The 24,533-nt window shown below is 65.5% G+C and carries 27 protein-coding genes and 1 tRNA gene; 19 read left to right on the top strand and 9 right to left on the bottom strand.

Features of this window, described 5'->3' with window-relative positions; genetic code table 11:
* Positions 1-407 precede the first annotated feature (407 nt).
* Genes ACSFB7_RS12055 through ACSFB7_RS12040 form a run of 4 tightly spaced genes read right to left on the bottom strand, consistent with a single transcriptional unit; the run spans position 408 to position 3,812 of the window.
* Positions 408-1,184 (bottom strand): glycosyltransferase family 2 protein, encoded by a 777-nt coding sequence (locus ACSFB7_RS12055; RefSeq protein WP_435470326.1) that lies wholly within the window; start codon positions 1,182-1,184, stop codon positions 408-410.
* Entirely contained in the window at positions 1,151-1,948 is a 798-nt protein-coding gene (locus tag ACSFB7_RS12050) for a lysophospholipid acyltransferase family protein (protein ID WP_435470323.1), read from the bottom strand. The genes ACSFB7_RS12055 and ACSFB7_RS12050 overlap by 34 nt, the downstream gene beginning before the upstream one ends.
* Before the next feature lie 41 nt (positions 1,949-1,989).
* Positions 1,990-2,970 carry a chorismate transformation FkbO/Hyg5 family protein gene (locus tag ACSFB7_RS12045; protein ID WP_435470321.1) on the bottom strand — a complete coding sequence of 327 codons (981 nt, stop codon included), beginning with the start codon at positions 2,968-2,970 and terminating at the stop codon, positions 1,990-1,992.
* A gap of 53 nt (positions 2,971-3,023) precedes the next feature.
* Positions 3,024-3,812: a class I SAM-dependent methyltransferase gene (locus ACSFB7_RS12040; RefSeq protein ID WP_435470319.1), complete on the bottom strand. Its 789-nt coding sequence runs from the start codon at positions 3,810-3,812 to the stop codon at positions 3,024-3,026.
* A gap of 117 nt (positions 3,813-3,929) precedes the next feature.
* Between ACSFB7_RS12040 and ACSFB7_RS12035 the strand changes: the two genes are divergently transcribed.
* From ACSFB7_RS12035 to rng, 9 genes are read left to right on the top strand one after another with little or no spacing between them, the layout of a single operon-like run.
* On the top strand, positions 3,930-4,655 hold the full coding sequence (locus ACSFB7_RS12035) for a YebC/PmpR family DNA-binding transcriptional regulator (RefSeq protein WP_435470317.1): 726 nt from the start codon (positions 3,930-3,932) through the stop codon (positions 4,653-4,655).
* A gap of 43 nt (positions 4,656-4,698) precedes the next feature.
* Positions 4,699-5,997 carry a phosphoribosylamine--glycine ligase gene (purD, locus tag ACSFB7_RS12030; protein WP_435470315.1) on the top strand — a complete coding sequence of 433 codons (1,299 nt, stop codon included), beginning with the start codon at positions 4,699-4,701 and terminating at the stop codon, positions 5,995-5,997.
* Entirely contained in the window at positions 5,997-6,923 is a 927-nt protein-coding gene (gene hemF, locus ACSFB7_RS12025) for an oxygen-dependent coproporphyrinogen oxidase (protein WP_435470313.1), read from the top strand. Before purD ends, hemF begins: the two co-directional genes overlap by 1 nt.
* Complete coding sequence (nadD, locus tag ACSFB7_RS12020) at positions 6,920-7,549, top strand: nicotinate (nicotinamide) nucleotide adenylyltransferase (RefSeq protein ID WP_435470311.1); 630 nt, start codon at positions 6,920-6,922, stop codon at positions 7,547-7,549. The genes hemF and nadD overlap by 4 nt, the downstream gene beginning before the upstream one ends.
* Positions 7,549-8,244 (top strand): ribosome silencing factor, encoded by a 696-nt coding sequence (rsfS, locus tag ACSFB7_RS12015; RefSeq protein WP_435470309.1) that lies wholly within the window; start codon positions 7,549-7,551, stop codon positions 8,242-8,244. Before nadD ends, rsfS begins: the two co-directional genes overlap by 1 nt.
* Positions 8,241-8,708 (top strand): 23S rRNA (pseudouridine(1915)-N(3))-methyltransferase RlmH, encoded by a 468-nt coding sequence (rlmH, locus tag ACSFB7_RS12010; RefSeq protein ID WP_187110507.1) that lies wholly within the window; start codon positions 8,241-8,243, stop codon positions 8,706-8,708. The genes rsfS and rlmH overlap by 4 nt, the downstream gene beginning before the upstream one ends.
* On the top strand, positions 8,705-9,430 hold the full coding sequence (locus ACSFB7_RS12005) for a phytanoyl-CoA dioxygenase family protein (RefSeq protein WP_435470307.1): 726 nt from the start codon (positions 8,705-8,707) through the stop codon (positions 9,428-9,430). The genes rlmH and ACSFB7_RS12005 overlap by 4 nt, the downstream gene beginning before the upstream one ends.
* Before the next feature lie 2 nt (positions 9,431-9,432).
* The gene (locus tag ACSFB7_RS12000; RefSeq protein ID WP_435470305.1) at positions 9,433-10,035 is read left to right on the top strand and encodes a Maf family protein; all 603 of its coding nucleotides are present in this window, start codon (positions 9,433-9,435) and stop codon (positions 10,033-10,035) included.
* A gap of 6 nt (positions 10,036-10,041) precedes the next feature.
* On the top strand, positions 10,042-11,568 hold the full coding sequence (gene rng, locus ACSFB7_RS11995; RefSeq protein WP_435470303.1) for a ribonuclease G: 1,527 nt from the start codon (positions 10,042-10,044) through the stop codon (positions 11,566-11,568).
* Here rng and msbA read toward each other — a convergent pair.
* Positions 11,565-13,349 (bottom strand): lipid A export permease/ATP-binding protein MsbA, encoded by a 1,785-nt coding sequence (gene msbA / locus ACSFB7_RS11990; RefSeq protein WP_435470301.1) that lies wholly within the window; start codon positions 13,347-13,349, stop codon positions 11,565-11,567. The genes rng and msbA overlap by 4 nt on opposite strands.
* Positions 13,350-13,603: 254 nt before the next feature.
* On the opposite strand from msbA, the gene tolB reads away from it, so the two are divergent.
* The 5 genes from tolB to ACSFB7_RS11965 all read left to right on the top strand — a co-directional run bounded on the left by tolB (position 13,604) and on the right by ACSFB7_RS11965 (position 17,112).
* Complete coding sequence (tolB, locus tag ACSFB7_RS11985; RefSeq protein ID WP_435470299.1) at positions 13,604-14,830, top strand: Tol-Pal system beta propeller repeat protein TolB; 1,227 nt, start codon at positions 13,604-13,606, stop codon at positions 14,828-14,830.
* A gap of 25 nt (positions 14,831-14,855) precedes the next feature.
* Positions 14,856-15,371, top strand: coding sequence for a peptidoglycan-associated lipoprotein Pal (gene pal, locus ACSFB7_RS11980; RefSeq protein ID WP_435470297.1), 516 nt, complete (start codon positions 14,856-14,858; stop codon positions 15,369-15,371).
* Positions 15,371-16,120 carry a tol-pal system protein YbgF gene (gene ybgF / locus ACSFB7_RS11975; RefSeq protein ID WP_435470295.1) on the top strand — a complete coding sequence of 250 codons (750 nt, stop codon included), beginning with the start codon at positions 15,371-15,373 and terminating at the stop codon, positions 16,118-16,120. The genes pal and ybgF overlap by 1 nt, the downstream gene beginning before the upstream one ends.
* A gap of 31 nt (positions 16,121-16,151) precedes the next feature.
* Complete coding sequence (locus tag ACSFB7_RS11970) at positions 16,152-16,988, top strand: tRNA threonylcarbamoyladenosine dehydratase (RefSeq protein WP_435471030.1); 837 nt, start codon at positions 16,152-16,154, stop codon at positions 16,986-16,988.
* Positions 16,989-17,036: 48 nt separating this feature from the next.
* Positions 17,037-17,112, top strand: a tRNA-Lys gene (locus ACSFB7_RS11965).
* Positions 17,113-17,330: 218 nt separating this feature from the next.
* Here the strand turns inward: ACSFB7_RS11965 and ACSFB7_RS11960 are convergent.
* Both ACSFB7_RS11960 and ACSFB7_RS11955 read right to left on the bottom strand, forming a co-directional pair.
* Entirely contained in the window at positions 17,331-18,032 is a 702-nt protein-coding gene (locus tag ACSFB7_RS11960) for a methyltransferase family protein (protein WP_435470293.1), read from the bottom strand.
* A 108-nt stretch (positions 18,033-18,140) separates the two neighbouring features.
* A complete protein-coding gene (locus tag ACSFB7_RS11955) occupies positions 18,141-18,452 on the bottom strand; it encodes a nuclear transport factor 2 family protein (protein WP_435470291.1) in 312 nt (103 codons plus the stop codon).
* A 213-nt stretch (positions 18,453-18,665) separates the two neighbouring features.
* Between ACSFB7_RS11955 and ACSFB7_RS11950 the strand changes: the two genes are divergently transcribed.
* Both ACSFB7_RS11950 and ACSFB7_RS11945 read left to right on the top strand, forming a co-directional pair.
* Entirely contained in the window at positions 18,666-19,307 is a 642-nt protein-coding gene (locus tag ACSFB7_RS11950; protein ID WP_435470290.1) for a hypothetical protein, read from the top strand.
* A gap of 54 nt (positions 19,308-19,361) precedes the next feature.
* Positions 19,362-19,634: a hypothetical protein gene (locus ACSFB7_RS11945; RefSeq protein WP_435470288.1), complete on the top strand. Its 273-nt coding sequence runs from the start codon at positions 19,362-19,364 to the stop codon at positions 19,632-19,634.
* Positions 19,635-19,676: 42 nt separating this feature from the next.
* On the opposite strand, the gene ACSFB7_RS11940 is transcribed toward ACSFB7_RS11945, so the two are convergent.
* Together ACSFB7_RS11940 and ACSFB7_RS11935 are read right to left on the bottom strand one after the other, a co-directional pair.
* Complete coding sequence (locus ACSFB7_RS11940) at positions 19,677-19,970, bottom strand: hypothetical protein (protein WP_435470286.1); 294 nt, start codon at positions 19,968-19,970, stop codon at positions 19,677-19,679.
* A gap of 237 nt (positions 19,971-20,207) precedes the next feature.
* Entirely contained in the window at positions 20,208-21,692 is a 1,485-nt protein-coding gene (locus tag ACSFB7_RS11935; protein ID WP_435470284.1) for a hypothetical protein, read from the bottom strand.
* A 505-nt stretch (positions 21,693-22,197) separates the two neighbouring features.
* Here ACSFB7_RS11935 and ACSFB7_RS11930 point away from each other — a divergent pair.
* The 3 genes from ACSFB7_RS11930 (at position 22,198) to ACSFB7_RS11920 (ending at position 24,452) form a co-directional block, all read left to right on the top strand.
* Complete coding sequence (locus ACSFB7_RS11930) at positions 22,198-22,797, top strand: STN domain-containing protein (RefSeq protein WP_435470282.1); 600 nt, start codon at positions 22,198-22,200, stop codon at positions 22,795-22,797.
* A 2-nt stretch (positions 22,798-22,799) separates the two neighbouring features.
* Positions 22,800-23,318 (top strand): RNA polymerase sigma factor, encoded by a 519-nt coding sequence (locus ACSFB7_RS11925; protein WP_435470280.1) that lies wholly within the window; start codon positions 22,800-22,802, stop codon positions 23,316-23,318.
* Positions 23,319-23,429: 111 nt separating this feature from the next.
* Entirely contained in the window at positions 23,430-24,452 is a 1,023-nt protein-coding gene (locus ACSFB7_RS11920) for a FecR family protein (RefSeq protein WP_435470278.1), read from the top strand.
* Positions 24,453-24,533: the final 81 nt, after the last annotated feature.

The following is a 24,533-nucleotide window of genomic DNA, read 5'->3' as shown; positions in this document are numbered from 1 at the left end:
CGCCCGTCGCTGCGCTGCTCGGCGGTGCCTCAACGGCCGCCCAAGGGCACAGCATCCATCGCCGTGGACAGAGCGGTCGTTGATCCCTCCTCTTCGGAGCCCGTTCCCTGTATTACTCCCTCTCCCTCTGGGAGAGGGTTGGGGTGAGGGCAGACGGCCTCAAAGAAGTACAGAGCCAACGTCCACCCCTGGAGCCCGGTATGTGGTTCGGCGCAGTCAGCCCCTCTGGGCCGCCGAGGAGCGCAGCGTTTCGCGGATCAGGGCTCGCAGCTGTCTGAGCGCAGCGAGTTCTGCGAGACCCCGCGAGACGCGAGCACCGCAGGGAAGCCCGAAGGGCCGGTACAGCGGGGCTGACTGCGCCGAACCGCGTACCGGGCGCCCCCAACCGAAGCCAGAAGCCAACAAGCTCAGTTCTGAAACGGCGGCGCTCGTGTGATCTTGCGAAACAGCAGCAAAGGCAGCCGCAAGACAAACTCAACCATCAACCGCGCGTGCATCCAGGTCAGCAAGACGTTGTCCCGCCCATACCGAAAGTGCGAGACCCCGCCTTCTTCAGCGGTCAGGTATTTCACAGGCGCATCGATGTTCACAGGCTTGACCCCACGCCAGGCCAGCCGCACCACCGCTTCGGTGTCGAAGTCGAAGCGCCGCATCCAGGGCTGCCGCGCCATCACGGCGATGAGGTCGGCGACAGGGTAGACACGAAAACCATAGAGCGAATCACCAACGCCGGCAAACAGCGTCTCGAGCTGCGTCCACCCGTTCGACACTCGCCGTCCGCGCACGCGCAACAACGGCGCGCTGGCATCAAAGACCGGCCGTCCAAGCACCATCGTCTCAGGGCGGTCCAGCGACGCTTTCATGAATGCAGGAATCAGATCGGCCGGATGCTGCCCATCCGAATCCATCGTCAGCGCGTGCGTGAAGCCGGCTTCTTTTGCCACGCGCAGCCCGTGCAACACCGCCGAACCCTTGCCCTGGTTCTGCGGCAACACCCACACACGCAACCCCGGGTCGGAAGCGGCCATCTGCTGCAGCCGCTCGCCCGTGCCATCGTCGCTGCCGTCCACCACCACCCACACCGGATTCCATTGCGCGCGTGCCGCCGCAACCGTCGAGAACAGGCGTTCCCCCGTGTTGTAGCTGGGGATCAGGACAAGGTGGGTGCGCGAGGCGTCTGGCATTCGGGGGACGCGTCGGTGGCGCGCTGTTCCATGTTTTGGCGAAAGTATTGTTCGAGCTCGGCCTGCAGCACATCGCTGTCCTGCGTCGGCGCGAAGCGCTTGCCCAGCCGCAAGGTGAAGACGATAGGCAGCGGCGGCACCCGCCACAGCGGCCAGCCCTTGCCGAGGTAAGGCGAGTCGGTGTCGATGAACACCGTCTGGATCGGCGCCTGCGCCAGCTTGGCGATCAGCGTCACGCCGGGCCGAAACGGGTTGAGCGGCGGTGTCACCGTGCGCGTGCCCTCGGGAAACACCACCAGTTGGCCGCCGTTGCGCAGGTCGGTCACGGCCAGCCGCACCATCATGCGGGCCGACTTGTTGCTGATGTAGCGCGCCAGCCGGGCGCCCGCGCCGAGAAAGATGTTGCCCATCAGGTCGGCCTTCATGATGCAGGCGCTGCGCGGCAGGCGTGCCACCAGCAGCAGCGCATCGAGCATCGTCGGATGGTTGGCGACGAAGATCACGCCGGGCTCGCTGCGCATCGGGTCCAGGCAGGCGGCGTCGATGCGCATCATCCCGGTCACGGAGGCCAGCCACCAGAACATGCGGTAGGCAAAGGCGATCGTCACCCGGCCCAGCGCGCGCGCCGGTGCCGCCGGCATGACCGGATAGATCAGCATCGCAACCAGGTTCCAGACCAGCGAGATCAGGCCCAGGAACAGCAGCAACGCGTAAAGCATCAGCGCGAGCGGAATCGCCGTGAGAATGCGCAGCACGCGAGTCATTGAATCGGAGAATGATCGGATCGGGCGAGAAACGCAGCCGATCAGGCCCGCAGTCGGCCGGCGGCGACCGTGTGCGCCTCGATCTCGACGAGCAGATCGCTGCGGCAGATGTCGGCTTCCAGGTACACCGCATGGCGAGCCATGGGCGCATCGGCGCCGAGCGTGCTTTCGATGATGTCGCGCACGGCCTCGGTGTCTGCCGGATGCCTCACGTAGACCACGCAGTCCAGCTCGGCCAGCGAAAACTTCGCGCTGCCCCGTTCGTTGGCGGCCGTGATCACGGCCTGCAGGTTGCGCAGCGTTTCGCGGGTTTGCTCCAGCACGTCGCCGTGGTGCACGGTCTCGTGCCCGACGATGCTCGCGGTGCCGGAGATGAACAGCGCGATGTTGCCGTCGCCGATGTCCGACAGCGCGGCGCGCGAGAAGGTGGGCGAGCGTGGGCCGTAGGTTTCGGGGTAGCGATAGGCCGAGACCTGCCGCGGGTTTTCGACCGGCAGCGGTGCCTGCTGGCCGGCCAGGAAGCGGATCGACAGCGCACCCTGGTGGATGCCCAGCGCGCAGGCCGCCGGAGCACCTTCGAAGGCGGCGCGGCCGGCTTCGAGAAACGCTTCTTGCCGGCCGAGGTTGAACTGGCGGTAGCGCTCCAGTCCACCGCCGTCGCCGTTGATCTGCGGCAGGTAGTTCCAGATGCGCTGCAGGTGCGGTGCGCCGGCCTGGTCGAGCGTCTTGAAGAGATCGCGGTATGCGCGGTGCGCGAGTTCAGCCAGGCCTTGCTTTTCCGTGGCCTCGTCGAGGTCGATGGCGCCCAGCAGCCATTGCCCGTCGGTGCGCCAGCGCGCGATGCCGGTGGTGCCGGACTCGATGTGCGCGCCCGTCACATGCCACACATCGGCCATGGCACCGTGCGACGACAGCACGCGCGCGTTCACGGTCGGCATCCACGCCACGCCGTGCGGTGTGCCATAGCCGAGCGCCGCGAAGGGCGCCTTGCCATCGGTCGCCAGCGCCAGGCTGTCCGTCAATGAAAGGCGCTCTACGCGCAGATGGGATGGGTTTTCGTCCTGAACTCGCACTGTCACCTGGCCTCGGCGGTAGGGTCTGGTTTGATGGCGGTATAGGCAGAGAAAACGCCGAGGCTGGCATGCCGTTGCACGTTGCGAAAGCCCGCGGTGCCCAGCGCCTGCATCACCCGTTCGGGCGGGATGCAAGCCTCGATCGTGTCCCAGTAATAGCGCCACAGTTCCGAGGTGTTTTGCCGGCGACCGACCACGCGGGCGATCAGCGGCACCACGGCGCGCATGTAGCCCTTGAGCAGTGCTGTCGCAATGCGGCCCTCGGGCTTGGTAATTTCGAGCACCACCACGCGTCCGCCGGGGCGCAGCACGCGATGGAATTCGCTGAAGGCGGCGGCCACGTCGCTGATGTGGCGCATGGCGTAGCCCATGCTCACGAAGTCGCTGCTGGCGTCCGGCCGGGGTAGCGCCTCGGCGAAACCCCGCACCAGTTCGACGCCGGGGAGCTTCACCTGTTCCATCATGCCGGGGCTGGGGTCCACGCCCACGAGGCGGCCGGTCGAGCCGATGATCTTCAGCGCTTCCCGCGCGACCAAGCCGGTGCCGATGCCGACATCGAGCACTTGCGCACCCGGTTTCAGGCCAGCCTGCAGCAACGCCGCGCGGCGGTACGAAGGCCCGGTGCCGAAGGCGAGCACGCTCTCGATGCGGTCGTAGTCCGCAGCGGTGCTGTCGAAGATGCGACGCAAGAAGGCCTGGTGCTCTGCTTCGGTGTTGTAGTACAGCGGCAGCGGTGCGTGCGGCGGCAGGGTGTCGGGATTTCCCGTACCGGCGATGGGCGATGGCGTCATCGAATGATTATCACCAAAAGGCCTGACCCGAATTCCCGTGCCCTGGCAGGCGTTGTGTGCGCCGGACAGTAAACTCGCTACTTGCTTTGAAAACACAAGACAGCGAGAGAGAAAGCCATGGCCGGACATAGCAAATGGGCAAATATTCAGCACCGCAAGGGCCGCCAGGACGAGAAGCGCGGCAAGCTCTGGACCCGCGCCATTCGCGAAATCACGGTGGCGGCGCGCGCCGGTGGCGGTGACCTCAGCGCCAACCCCCGCCTGCGTCTGGCGGTCGAAAAGGCCAAGGCGGTCAACCTGCCGATCGACACCGTCAAACGCAACATCGACAAGGCCACGGGCAATCTCGAAGGCGTCAATTACGAAGAGATTCGTTACGAAGGGTACGGCATTGGCGGCGCGGCGATCATCGTCGACACCATGACCGACAACCGCGTGCGCACCGTGGCCGAAGTGCGCCACGCCTTCTCCAAGCACGGCGGCAACATGGGCACCGAAGGCTCCGTGGCTTTCCAGTTCAAGCACTGCGGCCAGATCATCTTTGCGCCGGGCACCGATGAAGACAAGGTGATGGAAGTGGCGCTCGAAGCGGGCGCCGAAGACGTGATCACCGACGACGACGGTGCGATCGAAGTGCTCACGCCCGTCGCCGATTTCGAAGCCGTCAAGAACGCGCTCGAAGCCGCGGGCCTGAAGCCCGAGGTGGCCGAAGTCACCATGCGCGCCGAGAACCCGATCGAGGTCACCGGCGAAGACGCAGCCAAGATGCAGCGGTTGCTCGACGTGCTCGAGGACCTGGACGACGTGCAGGACGTTTATCACAACGCCTCGCTGTCCGAATGAGCGAATGAATGATTGATCTACAGCGAATGAAGAAGGCCCGCGAATGAAGGTACTGGTAATTGGTGGTGGGGGCCGTGAACACGCTCTGGCGTGGCGTCTGGCGCAGGCCAACCGTGTCAGCCGCGTGTACGTGGCGCCGGGCAACGGCGGCACCGTGAGCGATGAACGCTACGACTGCATCGACATCACCGAGCCCGCCGCATTGCGCGAATGGGCGATGGCGGAAAAGATCGCGCTGACCGTGGTCGGCCCCGAGGGACCGCTGGCCGCTGGCGTGGTGGACGAGTTCCGCGCGCACGGCTTGCGCATCTTCGGACCCACGCAGGCTGCCGCGCAGCTCGAAAGCTCCAAGGCTTTCTCCAAGGCGTTCATGAAGCGCCACAAGATCCCGACCGCCGAGTACGAGGCCTTCACCGATACCGCCGCGGCGCACGCGTACATCGACGCCAAGGGCGCACCGATCGTCGTCAAGGCCGATGGCCTGGCTGCCGGCAAGGGTGTCGTGGTTGCCATGACCGCGCAAGAGGCGCACGAAGCCGTCGACTTCATGCTGGTCGACAACAAGTTCGGCGTGTCGCACAACGAGGGCGGCGCGCGCGTCGTCATCGAAGAATTCCTGCAGGGCGAGGAAGCCAGCTTCATCGTGCTGTGCGACGGCAAGAACGTCACCGCACTGGCCACCAGCCAGGACCACAAGCGCCTGCTCGACGGCGACGAAGGCCCCAACACCGGCGGCATGGGCGCGTATTCGCCCGCGCCTGTGGTCACGGCCGAGGTGCATGCGCGCGCCATGCGCGAGATCATCCTGCCGACCATCCGCGGCATGGAAAAAGACGGCATTCCGTTCACCGGCTTCCTGTACGCCGGGCTGATGATCGACGCGACCGGTCATCCCAAGACGCTCGAATTCAACTGCCGCATGGGCGACCCCGAGACACAGCCGATCATGATGCGGCTCAAGTCCGATCTGTTCGAGGTGTTCTGGCATGCCACCGACGGCACGCTCGATCAGGTCGAGCTGCAGTGGGACCGCCGCGTGGCGCTGGGCGTCGTGATGGCCGCGCACGGCTATCCGCTCTCGCCGCGCAAGGGCGACCGCATCACCGGCATTCCGCCCGAGGCACCCGATGCCGTGGTGTTCCATGCCGGCACGACCATGCAAGACAGCGAGCTCAAGACCAGCGGCGGCCGCGTGCTCTGCGTGACGGTGCTGGCCGACAGCGTGAAGCTCGCGCAGCAGCGGGTCTACGAGGTGGCGGCGCGCGTCAAGTTCGACGGCGCCCAGTACCGCAAAGACATCGGATACCGCGCGCTTCATGCGCGCAACAACCCCCACGCTTGATGCAGCAAACCAATCCGACAGCGGTCGGCGACTACCTGCGCAGACTGCAGCAGTCGATCATTTCGGCGGTCGAGAAGGCCGATGGTGGCACCTGCGTGCGCGATGCCTGGCACAAAGAGCCCGGCGAAACCCTGCAGGGCCACGGCCTGACCTGCATCCTCGAAGGCGGTGAGCTGTTCGAGCGTGCGGGCTGCGGCTTTTCGCAGGTGCGCGGACCGAAGCTGCCGCCTTCGGCCACGCAGAACCGGCCCGAGTTGGCCGGTGCGCCCTTCGAGGCGATGGGCGTGTCGCTGGTGTTCCATCCGCGCAATCCGTACGTGCCGATCGTTCACATGAACGTGCGCATGCTGGCTGCGCTGCCGAAAGACGGTGAGGGCGGCGAGCCGGTCTGCTGGTTCGGCGGCGGCATGGACCTCACGCCTTGCTATGGCTTCGAGGACGATGCGGTGCATTTCCACACCACGTGCCGCGATGCGCTCGCGCCCTTCGGTAAAGACAAGTACCCGCGCTTCAAGACCTGGTGCGACGAGTATTTCTTCTTGAAGCACCGCAGCGAGCAACGCGGCATCGGCGGCATCTTCTTCGACGATTTTTCCGAAGGCGGCTTCGAGAACGGCTTCGCGATGATCCGCTCGGTCGGCGACGGCTTCCTGCCGGCCTACCTGCCCATCGTCGAGCGGCGACGTCACACGGCGTACGGCGAGCGTGAACGCAATTTCCAGCTCTACCGTCGCGGGCGATACGTCGAGTTCAACCTCGTGTGGGACCGTGGCACGCACTTCGGCCTGCAGTCGGGCGGGCGCACCGAATCGATCTTGCTGTCGATGCCGCCGCTGGCCAGTTGGGCCTACCAGCAACAGCCCGAAGCGGGCAGCCCCGAAGCCGCGTTGTACAGCGACTTCATCGTGCGGCGCGACTGGTTGTGAACGCCTCCGGCAAGGCTCCACGCATCGGCGTTTTCGGCGGCGCGTTCGATCCGCCGCACAACGCGCATGTGGCGCTTGCCGAAGCCGCCATCGCGCAACTGGACCTGGCCGAACTGCACGTCATTCCGACAGGACAGGCCTGGCACAAGAGCCGCGCGCTGACACCCAAACAAGACCGCCTCGCCATGACGCGCCTGGCCTTCGCCGGGCTGAAGGGCACCGTCGTCATCGACAGCCGCGAAGTGTTGCGTGACGGCCCCACCTACACCCTCGACACCCTGCATGAATTGCAGCAAGAGCAGCCCGGTGCACAGCTTGTTTTGATCATGGGCGCGGACCAGGCAAGTGCATTGCCGACCTGGAACGGCTGGCAGGCTATACTCGGCATTGCTATCGTTTCTGTAGCGTATCGCGCACTATCGACGGGCGACATTGCTCGTTTTGATCCGAAAATGCTGCCTGGCCTCCCGGCTGGCGCGCGTTTCGAGGCGCTAGAACTGCCGGCCATGGACACCAGCGCCACCGAAATTCGGCGGCGCGCGGCGCTGGGCGAGGATATTTCCTCGCTGGTTCCGCCCACCGTTGCACGCTATATTGACCAACACCACCTCTACCGCTCTGCCTGATGACCACTGAAGCCGCCGCCAAGAAAGACACCCAGAAACTCCAGCGAGCCATCATCGATGGTCTCGAAGACGTCAAGGCGCAGGACATTCAGGTATTCGACACAGAACATCTTTCGCCGCTCTTCGAGCGCGTGATCGTTGCGTCGGGCACCTCGAACCGCCAGACCAAGGCGCTCGCCGCCAGCGTGCGAGACGCGGTGCGCGAGGCCGGTTTCGGCAAGCCGCGCATCGAGGGCGAGGACAACGGCGAGTGGATCATCGTGGACTGCGGCGCAGCCGTCGCGCACATCATGCAGCCCGCCATTCGCCAGTACTACCACCTCGAAGAGATCTGGGGCGACAAGCCGGTGCGCGCCAAGCTCGGCGGCGCCAAGCCCGCCGCTGCCAGCGCATCGAAGACGGTTGAAGAGAAAAAGCCCGTCGCCGCCAAGATGCCGAACCTGCGCCGTGCGAGCGCTGCAAAGACCGCCATCCGCGCGGCTGAGCAGGAAGCCAAGGCCGAGAAGGCCAGCAAGAGCCCATCGAGGAAGCCGGCTGCCAAGAAGGCCGCCACCAAGACCACGACCGCTGCCAAGAAGACCACCACCGCACGCGTGCCGGTGAAGGTCGTCGGCAAGCCGGTGGCCAAGAAGGCAGCGGCAAAGACGGCAGCCAAGAAGGCGCCCGCGCGCAAGGCGGCCCCGCGCCGTCCATGAAGCTGCTGGTGGTCGCCGTCGGGCAGCGCATGCCCGATTGGGCGCAGACTGCCTGGGACGACTACGCCAAGCGCTTCCCGCCCGAGCTCAAGCTCGAGTTGCGCGCCGTCAAGACCGAACCCCGCGGCTCCAAGTCGCTGGAAACCCTCTACGCCGCCGAGCGCGAGCGCATCGAAGGCGCCATCGCCCGTGGCATGCGCATCGTTGCCCTCGACGAGCGCGGCACCGCGCTCACCACCAAGGCACTGGCCGCGCGCCTGCAAGCCTGGCAAGGCGAGGGCGACGACGTGGCCCTGGTCATCGGTGGCCCCGATGGGCTTGACCCCACCTTCAAGGCCGCGGCCCACGAACGCATCCGCCTGTCCGACCTGACGCTGCCGCACGCGATGGCGCGGGTGCTGCTGGTCGAACAGCTCTACCGGGCCTGGTCGGTGAACGCAGGCCACCCCTACCACCGCGAATGACCAGCGCCAGCAGTCGGGCCGCGATGCTCGACGAGGTGGGCCATGCGCTGTTGCCGGCGCTTCTGCCGACGGATCTCTTGATCCGCACCGCGCAGTCGCTTGAACTCACACTGGGGCAAGCTGCCGGCAGCCGCAACCTGCTGGCCCAGCCGCAGTGCCGTGAAATGGCTCATTGCTTGAAGGCGCAGCTTGTCGACATGGGCCTGCTTGCTGCTTGCGCAGTGGCCGTGCAGTGCACGCTCTTTGACAAGACGGCCGACAGGAACTGGCTGGTCGCGCTGCACCAGGACACCTCGATTCCCGCGTCGACGCGCGAACCCGACTTAGCGATGCCCGCCGTCATCAAGGAAGGCGAGCCCTACGTGCAGCCGCCGGTCGATGTACTGCAATCGCTGCTGGCCGTGCGGGTGCACCTCGACGATTGCGGTGCGGATGCTGGCCCCCTGCGCGTGGTCCCGGGCAGCCACCGGGCAGGCCACCTCGATGACTCGAAAGCGCAAGCAATGCGCGCGGACCGTGGCGAGGTGACATGCACAGCGGCACGCGGCGACGCGCTGCTGATGCGCCCGTTGCTGCTGCACGCGTCTTCCCGCGCCCGCTCGCCGGCTCGCCGCCGCGTCCTTCACTTCCTCTTCGGACCCGAGTGCCTGCCGCACGGACTGGTCTGGAATCGCATCGTGGCCGGCGCGCAACCCGCGTCGCCTGCCCCCCAGGAGAACTGAACTTGCCCGACTTCATCTACCTCGCCTCGCAAAGCCCGCGTCGCGCCCAACTGCTCGGCCAGCTCGGCATCCAGCACGCCTTGCTGCTGGCCGATGCCAGTGAAGACGCCGAGGCGCTCGAAGAGGTGCTGCCCAATGAAGCGCCGGCAACGTATGTGCAGCGCGTCACAGCGCTCAAGCTCGATGCCGCCGTGGCCCGGCTCAAGCGCCGCGGGCTGGCCGATGCGCCGGTGCTGTGTGCCGACACCACCGTGGCGCTCGGCCGCACCATCCTCGGCAAGCCCGAAGACGCGGCGGATGCCGCGCGCATGCTCGCGCAGCTTTCGGGTGCCACGCACCGCGTGCTGACGGCCGTGGCCCTGCAGCACGGCACGCAGCGCCACGCGGCGCTCAGCGTTTCCCGCGTGCGCTTCGCCAAAATTACCGACGCGCAGATCGCTCGCTACGCCGACAGCGGCGAGCCGCTCGGCAAGGCCGGCGCCTACGCCATCCAAGGCGCGGCGGCGGCATTCATCGAGCACATCAGCGGGTCCTATTCGGGCATCATGGGCCTCCCCATGTTCGAGACCGCGCAGTTGCTTCAGAGCGCCGGTTTCACTACTTAAGACCTCATGCAAGACATCCTGATCAACTGGTCCCCGCAAGAGACCCGTGTGGCGCTGGTCGAGCACGGCGCGGTGCAAGAGCTGCACGTCGAACGCACGCTGGAGCGCGGGCTGGTCGGCAACATCTACCTGGGCAAGGTCTCGCGCGTGCTGCCGGGCATGCAGTCGGCCTTCATCGACATCGGCCTGGAGCGAACGGCTTTCCTGCACGTGGCCGACATCGTCGCGCCGTTCACGCCGGGCTCACGGCCCAGCGCGCCGGCGCCCGAGCGCGACCATCGCAACGGCGGCCCGATCGTGCCTATTGAAAAGCAGGTGTTTGAAGGTCAGTCGCTGTTGGTGCAGGTGATCAAGGACCCGATCGGCACCAAGGGCGCGCGGCTGTCGACGCAGATCAGCATCGCCGGGCGGCTGCTGGTGTTTTTGCCGCAGGACAACCACATCGGCGTGTCGCAGAAGATTCCGTCGGACCAGCGCGAGTCGCTGCGCACACGCATGCTGGCGCTGATCGAGGCGGCCGCGGCCGCCGACAGCGGTGGTGTGGTGCCGGTCAACACCGGCGGCTTCATCCTGCGCACCAACGGCGAAGACTCGTCCGATGCCGAGCTGGCCGAAGACATCGCCTACCTGCGCAAGACCTGGTCGCGCATCCGCGATTCGTCCAGCAAGCTGCCGGCGATGTCGCTGCTGCATCAAGACCTGAGCCTGCTGCAGCGCGTGCTGCGCGACATGACCAGCGAAGACACGCAGACCATTCGCATCGACTCGCGCGAGCAGTTCGAGGTGCTGCTGAAATTCGGCCTCGAATTCATGCCGCAGGCGGCCGGCAAGCTGCAGCACTACAAGGGCGAGCGGCCGATCTTCGATCTGTACTCGGTCGACGAGGAAATCGCCAAGGCGCTGGGCCGCCGCGTCGAACTCAAGTCGGGCGGCTACCTCGTGGTCGACCAGACCGAGGCGCTGACCACCGTGGACGTGAACACCGGCGGCTTTGTCGGTGCGCGCAATTTCGACGACACGATCTTCAAGACCAACCTCGAAGCAGCGCAGGCGATTGCGCGGCAACTGCGGCTGCGCAACCTGGGCGGAATCATCATCGTCGACTTCATCGACATGGGCCGCGACGACCACCGCGAGCAGGTGCTGGCCGAATTCCGCAAGCAACTGGCGCGCGACCGGGTCAAGACCACGGCCGGTGGTTTCTCGCAGCTCGGACTGGTCGAGATGACGCGCAAGCGCACGCGCGAATCGCTGGCCCACATGCTGTGCGAGCCCTGCGCGGCCTGTGGTGGGCAGGGCATCGTGAAGACCGCGCGCAGCGTGGCCTATGACGTGATGCGCGAGATCCTGCGCGAGGCGCGGCAGTTCACGCCGCGCGAGTTCCGCATCGTGTCGTCGCCGCAGGTGATCGAGCTGTTCCTCGATGAAGAGAGCCAGCACCTGGCGGGGTTGAGCGATTTCATCGGCAAGCCGATCTCGCTGCAGTCCGAGCCCGCGATCGGGCAGGGACAGTACGACATCGTGCTGCTTTAAAGCGTCGGGTCTTGCCCCGGCGGGGCGCTGCGCACCGCCAGCGTCTGCAGGCGGGCGTAGAGCCCGTCCAGCGCCATCAATTGCTCATGGCTGCCTTGCTCGGCAATGCGGCCTTGTTCCATCACGATGATGCGGTCGGCGTGTTGGATGGTCGAGAGGCGGTGGGCCACGATCAGCGTGGTGCGGTTCTGCATCAGGCGCTGCAGCGCGTCCTGCACCAGCCGTTCGGATTCGGTGTCGAGGGCCGATGTGGCCTCGTCGAGCAGCAGCACGGGCGCGTTCTTGTAGAGCGCACGGGCAATGGCAAGGCGCTGGCGCTGGCCGCCCGACAGTTGGGTGGCGTTGTGGCCCAGCACGGTGTCGATGCCCTCGGGCAGGCTCTCGACGTGGCTGCTCAGGTTGGCGGCAGCGATGCATTCGAGCACGCGCTCGCGGTCGATTTCCGAGCCCAGCGCCACGTTGGCAGCAAGGGTCTCGTTGAGCATCACCACATCCTGGCTCACCATCGCGAACTGCGCGCGCAGGCTCTTGAGCTGCCATTCGCTGGTGTCGTGTCCGTCGAGCAGCACCTGCCCGCCGCTTGGCTGCACGAAGCGCGGCAGCAGGTTGACCAGCGTGGTCTTGCCCGAGCCCGAGGGGCCGACGAAGGCCACGACCTGGCCGGGTTCGATGGTCAGGTTCACGCCGTCGAGCGCACGTTGTTCGTCGTCGCCGCGGTAGCTGACGCGCACGTTGCGCAGCTCGATGCGGCCGGCCGCATGTTCGAGGCTGAAGCTGCCTTGCGATTCCGGTGCCACTTCATCGATCAGCACCAGTCCGCGTTCGAGGGCGGCCAGGCCGCGCGTGATCGGGGCGGCCATGTCGGCCAACCGGCGGATCGGCGCGATCAGCATCAGCATGGCCGTGATGTAGGCAACGAAACCGCCCACGGTCAGGCCCTGTTCGCCGCTCTGCCAGAGCGCGATCATCACCACGACCGACAGCGCGAGCGACGCCATCATCTGCGTGAGCGGCGTGGTGGCGGCCTGCGCGATGGTCGACTTCACGGCCAGGCGGTTCAGGCGCTGGCTCAGTTTCTCGAAGCGCTCGCCTTGCGCAGCTTCGGCGCCATGAAGGCGCACCACGCGGTGCGCAAGCACGTTTTCTTCCACCACGTAGGCCAGCTCATCAGTCGCCTGCTGGCCCTGCTGCGTGAGGCGGTACAGGCGCTTGGAGAACACCTTCATGATCCAGGAGATGCTGGGCACGAGAAAGGCCACGATCAGCGTGAGCTTCCAGTTCAGGTAGACCAGGTAGGCGAGCAGCGCGATCAGCGTGAAGCCATCGCGCGTGAGTCCGAGCAGCGCCTGCACCAGCAGCATCGCGCCGGTCTGCACTTCGTAGACCACCGTGTTCGACAGCGCGCTGGCCGACTGGCGCGTGAACAGCGCCAGCTCGGCGCCCATCAGGCGCTCGAACAGCACGCGCCGCAGCCGCTGCATGCCTTCGTTGGCGATGCGCGAGAGGGCGTATTGGGAAATGAACTGGGCGATGCCGCGCACCGCGAACAGCAACAGCACGGCGGCCGGCACGATCCACAGCGCGAGCTGGCCGCGGTTGAAGCCACGGTCGAGCAAAGGCTTGAGAAGGGCGGCCATCAGCGGCTCGGTGATCGCGGCCATCAGGGCGCCGATCAGGCCGGCTGCCCACCACTGGCGAGAGCCGCCAAACCAGGTCATGAGTCGCGCCAGACGGCGCATCAGGGGAGGGCGCGCGTTCTCGCTGCCGGGGGATGCTTGCATGGCGGCGGATTCTACGGGCGCCCCCATTCCGGGCTTCCTTAAGTGATTCTGTAGGACCGCACCGCTGGATAAACGTTTTGTGACGGGGCCTGCAAACCAGTGTGTAACATGTGGCCCGTTAAGCCCGGGGCGAAACTTTTTCTCCGGAAACCTCTCCGAACCGCATGAACAAGCCGTTGTCAGCTCCTACCCCAACTCCTTCTTCATCGCTTTTTGCACGCCGCACCCTCATTGCGGCTCTTGCCGCCACTCCCATGCTTCCTGCACTGGCCCAGTTCCGGGTCGAAGTGTCGGGCGTCGGGCTGACGCAGCTGCCAATCGCGCTCGTTCCCTTCAAGGGCCAGGAAAGCTCGCCCCAGAAGATTTCGGACATCGTCCAGGCCGACCTCGAACGCAGCGGCCAGTTCCGCGGCGTCGACGCATCGGGCCAGGCGCTGGATGAGTCCTCGCGCCCCGACCTGTCGCTGTGGCGCCAGCGCACGGCCGATTCGCTCGTGGTGGGCAGCGTCAGCAAGCTGGCCGATGGCCGCTTCGACGTGCGCTTTCGCTTGTGGGACGTGGTGAAGGGACAGGACCTGGGCGGCCAGAGCTACACGGTGCCCCAAGGCGACCTGCGCCTTGCCTCGCACCGCATCGCCGACTACGTCTATGAAAAGCTGACCGGCGAAAAAGGCATCTTCTCGACCCGCATCGCCTACGTCACCAAGGGCGGCAGCCGCTACTCGTTGTGGGTGGCCGACGCCGATGGCGAGAACGCACAGGCCGCGCTCGCCAGCCCCGAGCCCATCATCTCGCCTTGCTGGTCCTCCAACGGCCAGCAGCTGGCGTATGTGTCCTTCGAGTCGCGCAAGCCGGTCGTGTACGTGCACAACGTGGCCAGCGGCCAGCGTCGCCTGCTCGCGAACTTCAAGGGTTCCAACAGCGCGCCGGCCTGGGCGCCCGATGGCAACTCGCTGGCCGTCACGCTCAGCCGCGATGGCGGCTCGCAACTGTTCAGTATTCCCGCCACGGGCGGCGAACCGCGCCGCCTGACCCAGAGCTCCAGCATCGACACCGAGCCGGTGTACTCGGCCGACGGCAGCACGATTTACTTCGTGAGCGACCGCGGCGGTGCGCCGCAGATCTACAAGATGGGCGCCAGCGGCGGTAACCCGACACGGGTCACCTTCAGCGGCACCTACAACATCTCTCCGTCCGTCAGCGGCGATGGCCGGTGGTTGGCCTACATCTCGCGCATAGGCGGTGCCTTCAAACTCCAGGTGATGGAACTGGCGACCGGCAATGTTGCGTCCATCACCGACACCACCGCCGACGAGAGCCCGAGTTTTGCTCCCAATAGCAAGCTGATCGTCTACGCCACGCGTTTGCAGGGCCGCGAAGCGCTCATGACGAGCACGCTCGATGGAAAAATAAAGGCACGACTCGCGGGACAGGCGGGAGACATAAGAGAACCGGACTGGGGTCCGTTTCAAAAGCAATGATTAGGTTTACTTGAGGAGTTCGAAAATGTTGAAACGTACGATTTATTCGCTGGCCATCGTGGCTCTCATTGCCGGTTGTTCGTCGGGCACCAAGCTCAATGAAACACCGGTGACCGACCGCTCGGGCACCGCCGGCGGCCAACAGGGCGCCGCCACCGTGGCACCTGTCACCATCGACCCGAACGCGGGCACCACGCAAGGTCCGATCGGTGTGGAACGCATCGTCTACTTTGACTACGACAGCTACACGGTCAAGCCCGAGTTCCAGTCGATCATCGATGGCCACGCACGCTTCCTGAAGCAGAACCCGCAGCGTCGCGTCTCGATCGAAGGTCATACCGACGAACGTGGTGGCCGCGAGTACAACCTGGCACTGGGTCAGAAGCGTTCCGAAGCCGTGCGCCGCGCGCTCACGCTGCTCGGCGTGAGCGACGGCCAGATCGAAGCCGTGAGCTTCGGCAAGGAAAAGCCGGCGGTCCAGGGTTCGGGTGAAGAAGCGTGGGCGCAAAACCGCCGCGCCGAAATCCGCTACACCCGGTGATGCAACGCGCCTTGCTGCGAGGCGCGGCGCTGGCTGCCGCCTTGCTTTGCGTCTCGATGGGGTCGCAGGCCGCACTGTTCGAGGATGACGAGGCCCGCAAGGCCATCCTCGACCTGCGGCAGCGCGTCGAGGCCATGCGCCAGCAAACCGATCAGCGGCTGACCGACGAAAACGGCCAGCTGCGTCGCAGCCTGCTCGATCTGCAGAGCCAGATCGAGCAGATGCGCGGCGACCTGGCACGCATGACCGGGCAGAACGAACAGCTCACGCGCACGCTGAGTGAAATGCAGTCGCGCCAGACCACCATCGACGACAAGCTCAAGCAGACCGAGCCGTCGAAGGTGTCCGTGGACGGCCGCGAGTTCAACGCCGACCCCAAGGAAAAGGCTGATTTCGACGCTGCTCTCGGTGTCTTCCGCTCCGGCCAGTTCGCTCAGTCGCAAACGGCGTTCGCCGAGTTCGTCAAGCGCTACCCGCAAAGCGGATACAACGCCTCGGCGCTGTTCTGGCTCGGCAATGCGCAGTACGCCACGCGCAACTACAACGAGGCCATCGCCAACTTCCGCTCGATGCTTTCGCTCGCGCCCGACCATGCAAAGGCCCCCGAGGCCGTGCTGTCGATCGCGAACTGCCAGATCGAACTGAAGGACACGCGCGCGGCACGCCGCACGCTGGAAGACCTGGCCAAGGCCTACCCGCAGTCCGAAGCCGCACAGGCCGGCCGCGAGCGCCTCTCGCGCCTGCGCTGATGACGGCAGCGGAGATTTCCGCTTGAGCACCATCACTCCTGAAGCCTTCGCAACAACCACAGCCGTCGCGGATGTCGTCAACGACACCGCGGCGCCTGACTTTGCGCGCCGCTTCGGCGGACTCGAACGGCTCTACGGCGTGGCCGGTGCGGCAGGCATTCGCAACGCACACGTGCTGGTCGTCGGCATCGGCGGCGTAGGCTCCTGGGCCGTCGAGGCGCTGGCGCGTAGCGGGGTGGGGCGGCTGACGCTGATCGACCTCGACCACGTGTCGGAGTCGAACATCAACCGGCAGATCCACGCGCTCGATTCAACCGTGGGGCAGGCCAAGGTCGAAGCCATGCGCGAGCGCATTGCGCAGATCAACCCCGAGTGCAAGGTGCTGGCCATCGACGAATTCGTCGAGCCCGGCAACTGGGCCGCGTTGCTCGACGCGGCGCAGGCTTCGAACGGGCCGGCAACGGCTGTCATCGATGCATGCGACCAGGTGAAGGCCAAGCTCGCGATGGCCGCATGGGCGCGCAGCGGGCGCACGGCGTTCGTGACGGTCGGTGCTGCGGGCGGGAAGCGGCAGGCGCACAAGGTCGACATCGACGATCTGTCGCTTGTCACGCACGACCCCTTGCTTGCCCAGCTTCGCCAGCGCCTGCGCAAGGAGCACGGCGCGCCGCGCGAAGGCCGAAAGATCGGCGTGACCTGCGTCTTCAGCCGCGAAAGCGTGGCGCCGCCAGACGCTTCATGCGCGATCGAAGGCGACGGCTCGCTCAACTGCCACGGCTATGGTTCGGTGGTCAGCGTGACGGCAACTTTCGGTCAATGTGCGGCAGGTTGGGTTCTCGACAAAATCGCGAGCAACGCCGCGCTATAATCTTTGGCTTTGCTGGATTCAACGCCAGCGAAAAGCAAAAATGGTTCCGGGACGTTAGCTCAGTTGGTAGAGCAGCGGACTTTTAATCCGTTGGTCACTGGTTCGAATCCAGTACGTCCTACCACCGCACCATCTAAATCGTCATTTGCCGCAGGCACTTGGCGATTTTTTTTTGGAAAAACGTGAAGTCAGCTGCTGAGTGCCAGTGGCTTCACTGGGGTGAAAAGTGTGGGACCGCTTGGGGTAACCGCCCTCCAGTGCTTTCATACCGACAACGTCAAGCTGTGATCGCCTGCGTCCGCCGCCGGGCGCGAAGGCGAGCGATCTCGAAAAGGCCGACCGTCACCAGAGACCCGGAAGCAGCCTCCAGCGGACCCGACTGGCGTAGTCCGCATAACCGGGAAGCTCGTTCTGCAACAGGCGATCTTCCCAGGAGGTCCGCAGCACCAGGAGCACCGAGGCGAGCATGGCAGGGGCGAGTGCCCAGAATGAGCCGAGCGCGAGCGCCATGCCGAAGAACAACGCGAGCGCCGCGACATAACCCGGATGGCGAATGAATCGATAGGGCCCCACATCGATCACGCGTTGATGGCGCTCGGACTGGATGCGCACACCGGGCTCGAAGAACGGATTCACGGCCTGCGCCCACGCGGTCATGGTGATTCCGGCGAGCAACGCGACATAACCCAGCACCACAGTCCAATCCGGCACGTCCGACCAGTGATAGCGCCCGGCATCGAGCGCCGCGACGGGCAGGATCGCCACCATCGCCGGCAGGATGACCGCAAGTAGCGCCTTGTCCCATCCCTTGGTCCCCGGTTGAATGCGGCTGCGTGCGCGATAGATCATCGGGTTGATCCGCGCGAGCACCAGCGCTGAGATACCGAAGGCAAGGACCAGCACCGTGAGGAACACCCATCCCGGTCGCCAACTGATGGAACCTGCGGGCAGGAAGACGAGGGCGAGCAATGCCAGGGGCAAGCCGATCGCATAGATGATGGCCGTGCGAGACGAGATCGACGGCGGCTCCTTTGGTGCTTCCATGACTTCTTCTCCGTGATGGATCGTCCGTCGCTTCGATCTCCGACTTGACGCGTGCTCGCCAGACGGCAGGGCGACGATGCCGGAGGCGGACATTCCATGAACGCTTGGTCAGGGCGTGGTCGAAATCGCCGTGGTAGCTTGAGTCATGACGGTGGCCCATGCACCGTCGATGTGCTTCCAAACTTCCACGACCCACAGCCCGCCGCTGAAAAAGCGAGTGACTACAAGGTCGCCTTGCTGTTCATGTTGCTCGCGTTCGCGCGGGACATAGGGCCGCTGCTTCTGCGTTTGAAGGTTGCCGATCCGTTCGGCCCTGGACATGAACTGGCCGTTCTGCTGAACAGTCGTGAAGTCGCTCGCGGTGTACTTGCCCCACTGCGCCGAATCGACGGCATAGAAGGCTTCGTCGCGTGCACGCATGGCGGCTTGAAGGTCCGCAGGGAGCATGTTCGTGTCAGTCATGTGGGCACTGTAGCGCCCGTGGCCGGGGTCTGCTGTGGGGCCCGCTGCCAGAAGTGCTTCGGCTACAGTCGGCCAGAATTTGACATCCGCTGTTGCGGGTTGTCCCAGATGCTGGCCGGGCCCCGGACTTCGCGCAACGCAAAAAGTCATGACAGACCGGGGGAATGACACATGCCGAAGAAATTCTTCAACTTGTGCTTTGACAGTGAGTCTTCTCAAGACTCCGTAGGTGGGGCCTATCTGGCGCCGGAAGGCCAAGGGCTGCCATGCTGCACCCAGTGCGAGCGGCAGATGATTCCGTTCCTGCAGTTCACGCTCCCGATTGCGGCCGAACTTCCGTTCTCTGAAGGCAGCAGGCTGTCGGTGCTCATGTGCCCCGAGCACAACGAGATTCCAAGCTTCGAATCGTTCGATGCGCTCCCTCCAGCCTATTGGAAACGAGGCGAAGGCCACTGGCATGCATCGCTGGAAAAGCCGCGCGCCATGCGCCGCGTGACGGGCACCCCGATCCTTCGCTCGGCGCAACTCGTACTTGCCGATGCGCCCGCTGACGAGAACTACCGCATCGCGGTCGGCGGTGCGCCCGATTGGATACAGGATGCCGAAACCTTCACCTGCGCTTGCGGCTCTGCGATGAAGTTTGTGTGCCAGATCAGCGACGGCTTCGAATTTCCCAAGCTACCCGATGCGCCGGAGCAGCCGGACAGTTCCTCGGCAAGGAGCTACGTGCTCTTTCTGGGTAATGAGGTCTACGTGTTTGCGTGCGTGCAGCAATGCGATCCTCGGGCGGTGTGGATCACGGTTCAGAACTAGCAAGGCGGCAGTTGGCCAGAACCAGGCCTTCGCCCGCAGGTTAGATTTGCGCCTATGACTCGTTTACGCACACCACTTGAGGCCGCCGCCGGCAAACTCATCGCGGCGATTCAGAAGGAGTGGGGCTTCGAAGCTGGCGAGCCGGAGTCGGCTGAAAGCGAGAACGTGATGCATGCGGCGCACCAACTGCTACAGGCCGCGTCGATGTTTGGATCAATCGTGAGCGTTATCGGCTCGGACTCTGTATCGACGTTTCTGGGCAAGCAGTGGGTTCAGGCCCATCCACGAGTCCTGCCATACATCGCGGCCCTTGAAGGCGCTCAATAGGCAACGGACGGCAAGCGGCCACAACCGGATGTGGCCGGACTTCTATTCTTCACCTATCGGGTGCGCGTGCACCCCGCATTCCACAAGCCTTTGAAGCAGGCGCTCTACGGCTTCGGTCGGTGCGCAATTGAACTCCCCTGGTGCTACCGTCAGGTCGCGAGAGTCTCTCCCCTTGAGGAGCTGTACTGAGCGCTCTTTGCCGCCCCAAGATTTCACCTCGACATAACCTTGATCGTCCAACAAAGGAATGTGGACGCAGTCATGAAATAGTTCGTTCCGCACCCCCGCGACTGCCAGCGCTGCCGAGAATTCGTCGAGGCCGTCATCCTGAAACATGGTGGAGTTAGATCCCAAGGGACCTTGCCGGTGCCACAAGCGATAGAGAAAGCCAGGGCAGCAAGTTCGCCTTGAGCGAGTTCAAGACACTTCTTTTCAATGACCGCTTTGGCGAGCCTCCGAGTTCTGCTTCGGGCTCAAAGCCGTGGAGCGCCTTGCCGCTAGCGGCAGGCCGAGCAAGGACAACAGTCGACGCAAGCGATGTGTTCATCGGGCGCAATTGAAGTCTGATACGCATCAAGAACGATAGGGCGAACCCACCCGCACCGCCTCAGCACCGGCCAGGCCGGCAACAAGGCTTTTGTCCGCGGCAAGATAGTGCGCCACCGCGCTGCGCAGATCGGGCGTGGCATACAGCGTCTCGGTCCAGGCGCGCTCGGTGAACATCAGCTTGTACGTTCCATCTTCCTTCAGCAGATAGATGGCGCCATCGCCACCGATGCGCTCGTTCTGGATTTCGCCTTCATACCAGCGGGTCGCCATCGCATGATCCACCAGTTCCTCGAAGTCGACCGTGAACACGGCATCGCGCTCCGCGGGCGTGAAGTCGTCGCGGTACGCCGCCGCGCCTTGCTGCGCGAGCTCCCAAGTGGCGTCTTGCCCGTTGTAGGCCTTGAGCACCAGTTCCGACCCTTTGTCGTGCAGCAGTGCTTCGAGTTGCGCGTGGCGATCCGGGCGCCATACCAGCCCATAGGGCGAGTCCGGCGGCGGGGTGGCAAGGCTGTTCACATGAAACGGTTCGGCGTCTTCCTGTTCGCTGTCGTACAGCGCCAGACACCAGCTTTCCTGCGCATGGCGCGGCGTCGTGCGCGGAGCCGTCAGGCTTGCGGTGTAGTGCACGCCGCCTCTGTCTATGCCATTGGGCGCCGATGGAACGCATCCGGCCCTGGCAAGGCCGCAAACCTGATCCACCAGCGACCAGTTGCCGTCCTGCGCATCGCGAACCGTCTGGACGATGAGCCGCGCCGTGATCGCGGCTGGCGCTTGGGTGCGCTTGCCGTCCTCGGACACGGGCACCGTTGCGTCCAGGCGGAATGCAAGGGGTTCGCCGATGCGAAAGCGCTCGTCGCGGTCGACGTCGATCTTGTCCAACGCCAGGCGTGGCGGCACGGCGGGCCGGATGAGCCGGTAGAGGACAAACAGCGTCAGCGCGCCGAAGAACAGAAACATCGGTAGGCCTGCCAACAACCACAGCAGGTTCCATCCTCCTGCCATCGACCACATCAGCGCCTGGAGCCCCAAGGCGCAGAGCAGGAGCAGCACCGCCAGCGAGACCAGCGTGCCAAGCCATTCCCCACCCTTGTTGTTGCGCGGGCGGTCGCTGTCGGACGCCGGTGGCACCTGAAAAGTCCACGAGATGGGATGTCGCTGCGCGATTCCCGGCAGGCCCTCGACGCGCGGATCGGGTAACGGCGTCCAGAACGCCTCGTCCAAGGACGTCATCACTAGCGCGCTTGATCTGCCCGGCATGTCCCGCGGCTCGATGGCGGTGCTCTCCAGGTGCAACGAAGTCTGCGCGATGCCGTCCTGCGCCACATCCTCGAAATGCCGAGGACGCATGCCGGACACGCGGTGGTAGCTGCGCCGCGCGGTGTCGACGATCAGCGTGTCGGTACCGGCCAACGCGGCATGGAAGCGTCCGTCGGCGGAGGCGATGCTCTCGGAAACCGGCAGCGTCAGGACCCGAGCCAGGAAGTCGAGGTCGGGGTGGAGGTGGGGCATGGAGCGGTGTGCGGTTGAACCAGCCCATCATATGAAGAGGGATGCCAGCCGAATCTCCAATCGAGCCATCGTGCTGCGCGCAGCGCCACAAACCCGAGAAGCGCGTGCACCACGTGCCCGATGCGCGACGGAATCCAGCACCCTTCAAGCCCGGACACTGACCGTGGCCGCGACGAGTACCGCGCCAACGCGCCAGTACAGAACCCCATCGCTGCAACGAGCCCGTCACATCCCGGTGACAGCATGCAAGTTTCCCGAATGGCGCGCATTCCTTGCCGACTCGAATTTTCCACTCCACATGGCCTGCGCCGCATCTAGTCGGGCGTGACGATGCTCGCAGCACCGCGGCGCGCCGGGGTTGAGTGGCGTGCGCCTGTCTATTGCCGGCTTCGCATGCCGCACGGCGGCGCTGTGTGGGCTCATGCTGTTCGGGCTCACAGGGCCGGCATGGGCGGCTGACGGATCCGCACCACCGCCACGGGACGACGGGCTTCCGGCGGGCGCCATGCCACCCGCCGCAGAACAAGCGCTGGACTTCGACATCCCGGCGGTTGCGCTGGGCGATGCGCTCAAGCGCTATGCCGCCGTGACCCGACAGCCCGCTCTGTTTCGCAGCGAGATCCTGCTGGACCTCACATCGTCCGCCGTACGCGGCCTGTACGCGCCGGATATCGCCCTGCGGTTGCTGTTGGAGGGTACGGGCCTGGTTGCCGAGAAGGTCCGCACGGATTCGGGTGTCACGCTCGCGCTGAAGCCGGCGGACGCCGCGTCGACGGTCTCGCGCGCGGCCGGCATCGGCAGCCTTGCGGGCTATCCGAGCCTGGTGCAGGCGCAGGTGTGGGAAGCGTTGTGCGACGACGCCCGCACGCGGCCGGGCGCGTACCGCTCTCTCTTGCGCTTCGAGGTGGATGCCATGGGGCAGATCCGGCGGCCGCGCTTGCTCGGCGCTACCGGCGACGCATCCCGGGATGCCGCGATGCTGGAAATCCTCCAAGGCGTGCATCTCGCGCACGCGCCGCCGCCGGACCTGCCGCAGCCCCTGACCCTTCTCATCCTGCCCACGGATTCGCGCGGTGGACCGCGCTGCCGCAGCGCGGCTTCCTGACCGTGGCCGAAGACACGCGCCCCGTCCTGATGGACTACCTGTCCAGGCACTACGACGTCCTCAAGCGCCAACTGGGACGGGCGTTGCGCAACCCGGATCTGGCCGAGGATGCGCTGCACGACACCTGGTTGCGCGTGAACGACCAGGACAAGACCGAAGACGCACCGATCCAGCGACCGGGCGGCTACCTCGTGCGCATGGCGTTCAACATTGCGCTGGACATCCAGCGCCGCCAGAGCCGCAACCTGTCGTTCGGCGAAATCGATGCACTGATGGAGCTTGCAGACACGGCGCCCGGCCCGGCCCGGATCGCCGAGGCACGCTCGCAACTGGATGCCGTGGTCAAGTTGCTGGACCGCATGCCCGAGCGGCGGCGCGAGGTCGTGGTGCTCGTGCACATGGAAGGGCTCACGCAACCCGAGGTGGCCAAGCGCCTGGGCGTTTCGTTGCGTACCGTCGAATACGAACTCAAGCATGCGCACGACTATCTGAGTGCAAGGACGGCCCATGACAAAAATTAGTTGCGGGATCCGGGGCGCGCATTCGTCGTATGGGGTGAAGAATCGAATTGTCCAGACCGGATGCCGGACCGCGCCCCGCAATGAAGGGCATCGGCCGTGACGAATGACACCATGACGACACCCGTCGACGACCCCGCCATCGAGGCTGAAAGAACGAGGCAGGAGGCCTGGGAATGGCTGCGCCTGTTCCATTCGGGAGTCGTCAAGCCTCAGGACGCCGAGCGCTTTCGGCGCTGGGTCGCGAGCAGCCCGCCGCATGCGACGGCCTTCAGCGAGGCCAGGGCGCAATGGGGCGTGATGGGCTCGGCCGCCGCAGGGCTGCTTCGCTCGAATGCGCAAGCGGCGGCGTTTCATGAACGCCACCAGCCCCGGCCCGTGCTTGCCCGCCGCACCTTCCTGGGCGCGGCGGCGGGCGCGGCTGCCATGGCCGGGGTCGCGGGCGTGGCGGTGTTTCATCCGCCCGCGGGGTTGTGGCCCGCGCCGGCGGAGTGGGGCGCCGACTACCGCACCGCCACCGGTGAGCAGTTGGTGGTCGACCTGACCGAGCGGGTGCATGTCACCCTGAACACTCAGACCCGCATCAGGCGCCAGACGGTGGACGGTCAGACGACCGGTATCGACCTGCTTGGGGGCGAGGCGGCATTCGATCTGTCGGCCAGCGGCAATGGCAGCGGCAACGGCAGGCGGCCGTTCGGTGTCGTTGCCGGAGCCGGCCGCAGCCTCGCGGAGTCGGGGCGCTTCGAGGTGCGGTACCTGAACGCCAAGGTGTGCGTGACCTGCATCGAAGGCACGGTGCGCGTGGAGCACGCCGCCGGCACACGCGAGTTGCGCGCGCGCCAGCAGACGGTGTACGACGGCAGTTCGTTGAGCAGCGTGGCGCTCGTCGGCACGGCGAATCTTTCCGCCTGGCGCAAGGGGGAACTGGTGTTCACCCAGACCCGGCTGTCCGACGTGCTCGACGAGATCAATCGCTATCGGCCCGGCCGCGTGATGCTGATGAACGCCGCCGCGCGCAACCGGCCCGTGACCGGCAGCTTCTACATCGCATCGCTGGACCTGGCGCTGGCGCAGTTGCAGCACGCCTTCGATCTGGATGCCCGTTCGCTGCCGGGCGGGGTGGTGGTTCTCAGCTGATCCCGTGCCCGGGTGCCGGGCAAGGCGGCTTCAGCCTGTTCGGCGATGTGCGGGTGCGTCTTCAAAAAATAAGTTGCGGGG

The sequence above is a fragment of the Variovorax raffinosi genome (assembly GCF_051216615.1).
Lineage (GTDB): Bacteria > Pseudomonadota > Gammaproteobacteria > Burkholderiales > Burkholderiaceae_C > Variovorax.
The sequence above is the reverse complement of the archived record's forward strand: the minus strand, read 5'-3'. Positions and strand labels throughout refer to the sequence as shown.

Coding starts and splice junctions, on each gene's coding strand:
- ACSFB7_RS12055 (WP_435470326.1), bottom strand. CDS start 1,184: ATGCCAGACGCCTCGCGCACCCACCTTGTCCTGATCCCCAGCTACAAC.
- ACSFB7_RS12050 (WP_435470323.1), bottom strand. CDS start 1,948: ATGACTCGCGTGCTGCGCATTCTCACGGCGATTCCGCTCGCGCTGATG.
- ACSFB7_RS12040 (WP_435470319.1), bottom strand. CDS start 3,812: ATGACGCCATCGCCCATCGCCGGTACGGGAAATCCCGACACCCTGCCG.
- ACSFB7_RS12035 (WP_435470317.1), top strand. CDS start 3,930: ATGGCCGGACATAGCAAATGGGCAAATATTCAGCACCGCAAGGGCCGC.
- purD (WP_435470315.1), top strand. CDS start 4,699: ATGAAGGTACTGGTAATTGGTGGTGGGGGCCGTGAACACGCTCTGGCG.
- hemF (WP_435470313.1), top strand. CDS start 5,997: ATGCAGCAAACCAATCCGACAGCGGTCGGCGACTACCTGCGCAGACTG.
- rsfS (WP_435470309.1), top strand. CDS start 7,549: ATGACCACTGAAGCCGCCGCCAAGAAAGACACCCAGAAACTCCAGCGA.
- rlmH (WP_187110507.1), top strand. CDS start 8,241: ATGAAGCTGCTGGTGGTCGCCGTCGGGCAGCGCATGCCCGATTGGGCG.
- ACSFB7_RS12005 (WP_435470307.1), top strand. CDS start 8,705: ATGACCAGCGCCAGCAGTCGGGCCGCGATGCTCGACGAGGTGGGCCAT.
- rng (WP_435470303.1), top strand. CDS start 10,042: ATGCAAGACATCCTGATCAACTGGTCCCCGCAAGAGACCCGTGTGGCG.
- msbA (WP_435470301.1), bottom strand. CDS start 13,349: ATGCAAGCATCCCCCGGCAGCGAGAACGCGCGCCCTCCCCTGATGCGC.
- tolB (WP_435470299.1), top strand. CDS start 13,604: ATGCTTCCTGCACTGGCCCAGTTCCGGGTCGAAGTGTCGGGCGTCGGG.
- pal (WP_435470297.1), top strand. CDS start 14,856: ATGTTGAAACGTACGATTTATTCGCTGGCCATCGTGGCTCTCATTGCC.
- ybgF (WP_435470295.1), top strand. CDS start 15,371: ATGCAACGCGCCTTGCTGCGAGGCGCGGCGCTGGCTGCCGCCTTGCTT.
- ACSFB7_RS11960 (WP_435470293.1), bottom strand. CDS start 18,032: ATGGAAGCACCAAAGGAGCCGCCGTCGATCTCGTCTCGCACGGCCATC.
- ACSFB7_RS11955 (WP_435470291.1), bottom strand. CDS start 18,452: ATGCGTGCACGCGACGAAGCCTTCTATGCCGTCGATTCGGCGCAGTGG.
- ACSFB7_RS11950 (WP_435470290.1), top strand. CDS start 18,666: ATGCCGAAGAAATTCTTCAACTTGTGCTTTGACAGTGAGTCTTCTCAA.
- ACSFB7_RS11945 (WP_435470288.1), top strand. CDS start 19,362: ATGACTCGTTTACGCACACCACTTGAGGCCGCCGCCGGCAAACTCATC.
- ACSFB7_RS11940 (WP_435470286.1), bottom strand. CDS start 19,970: ATGTTTCAGGATGACGGCCTCGACGAATTCTCGGCAGCGCTGGCAGTC.
- ACSFB7_RS11935 (WP_435470284.1), bottom strand. CDS start 21,692: ATGCCCCACCTCCACCCCGACCTCGACTTCCTGGCTCGGGTCCTGACG.
- ACSFB7_RS11930 (WP_435470282.1), top strand. CDS start 22,198: ATGCCACCCGCCGCAGAACAAGCGCTGGACTTCGACATCCCGGCGGTT.
- ACSFB7_RS11920 (WP_435470278.1), top strand. CDS start 23,430: ATGACGACACCCGTCGACGACCCCGCCATCGAGGCTGAAAGAACGAGG.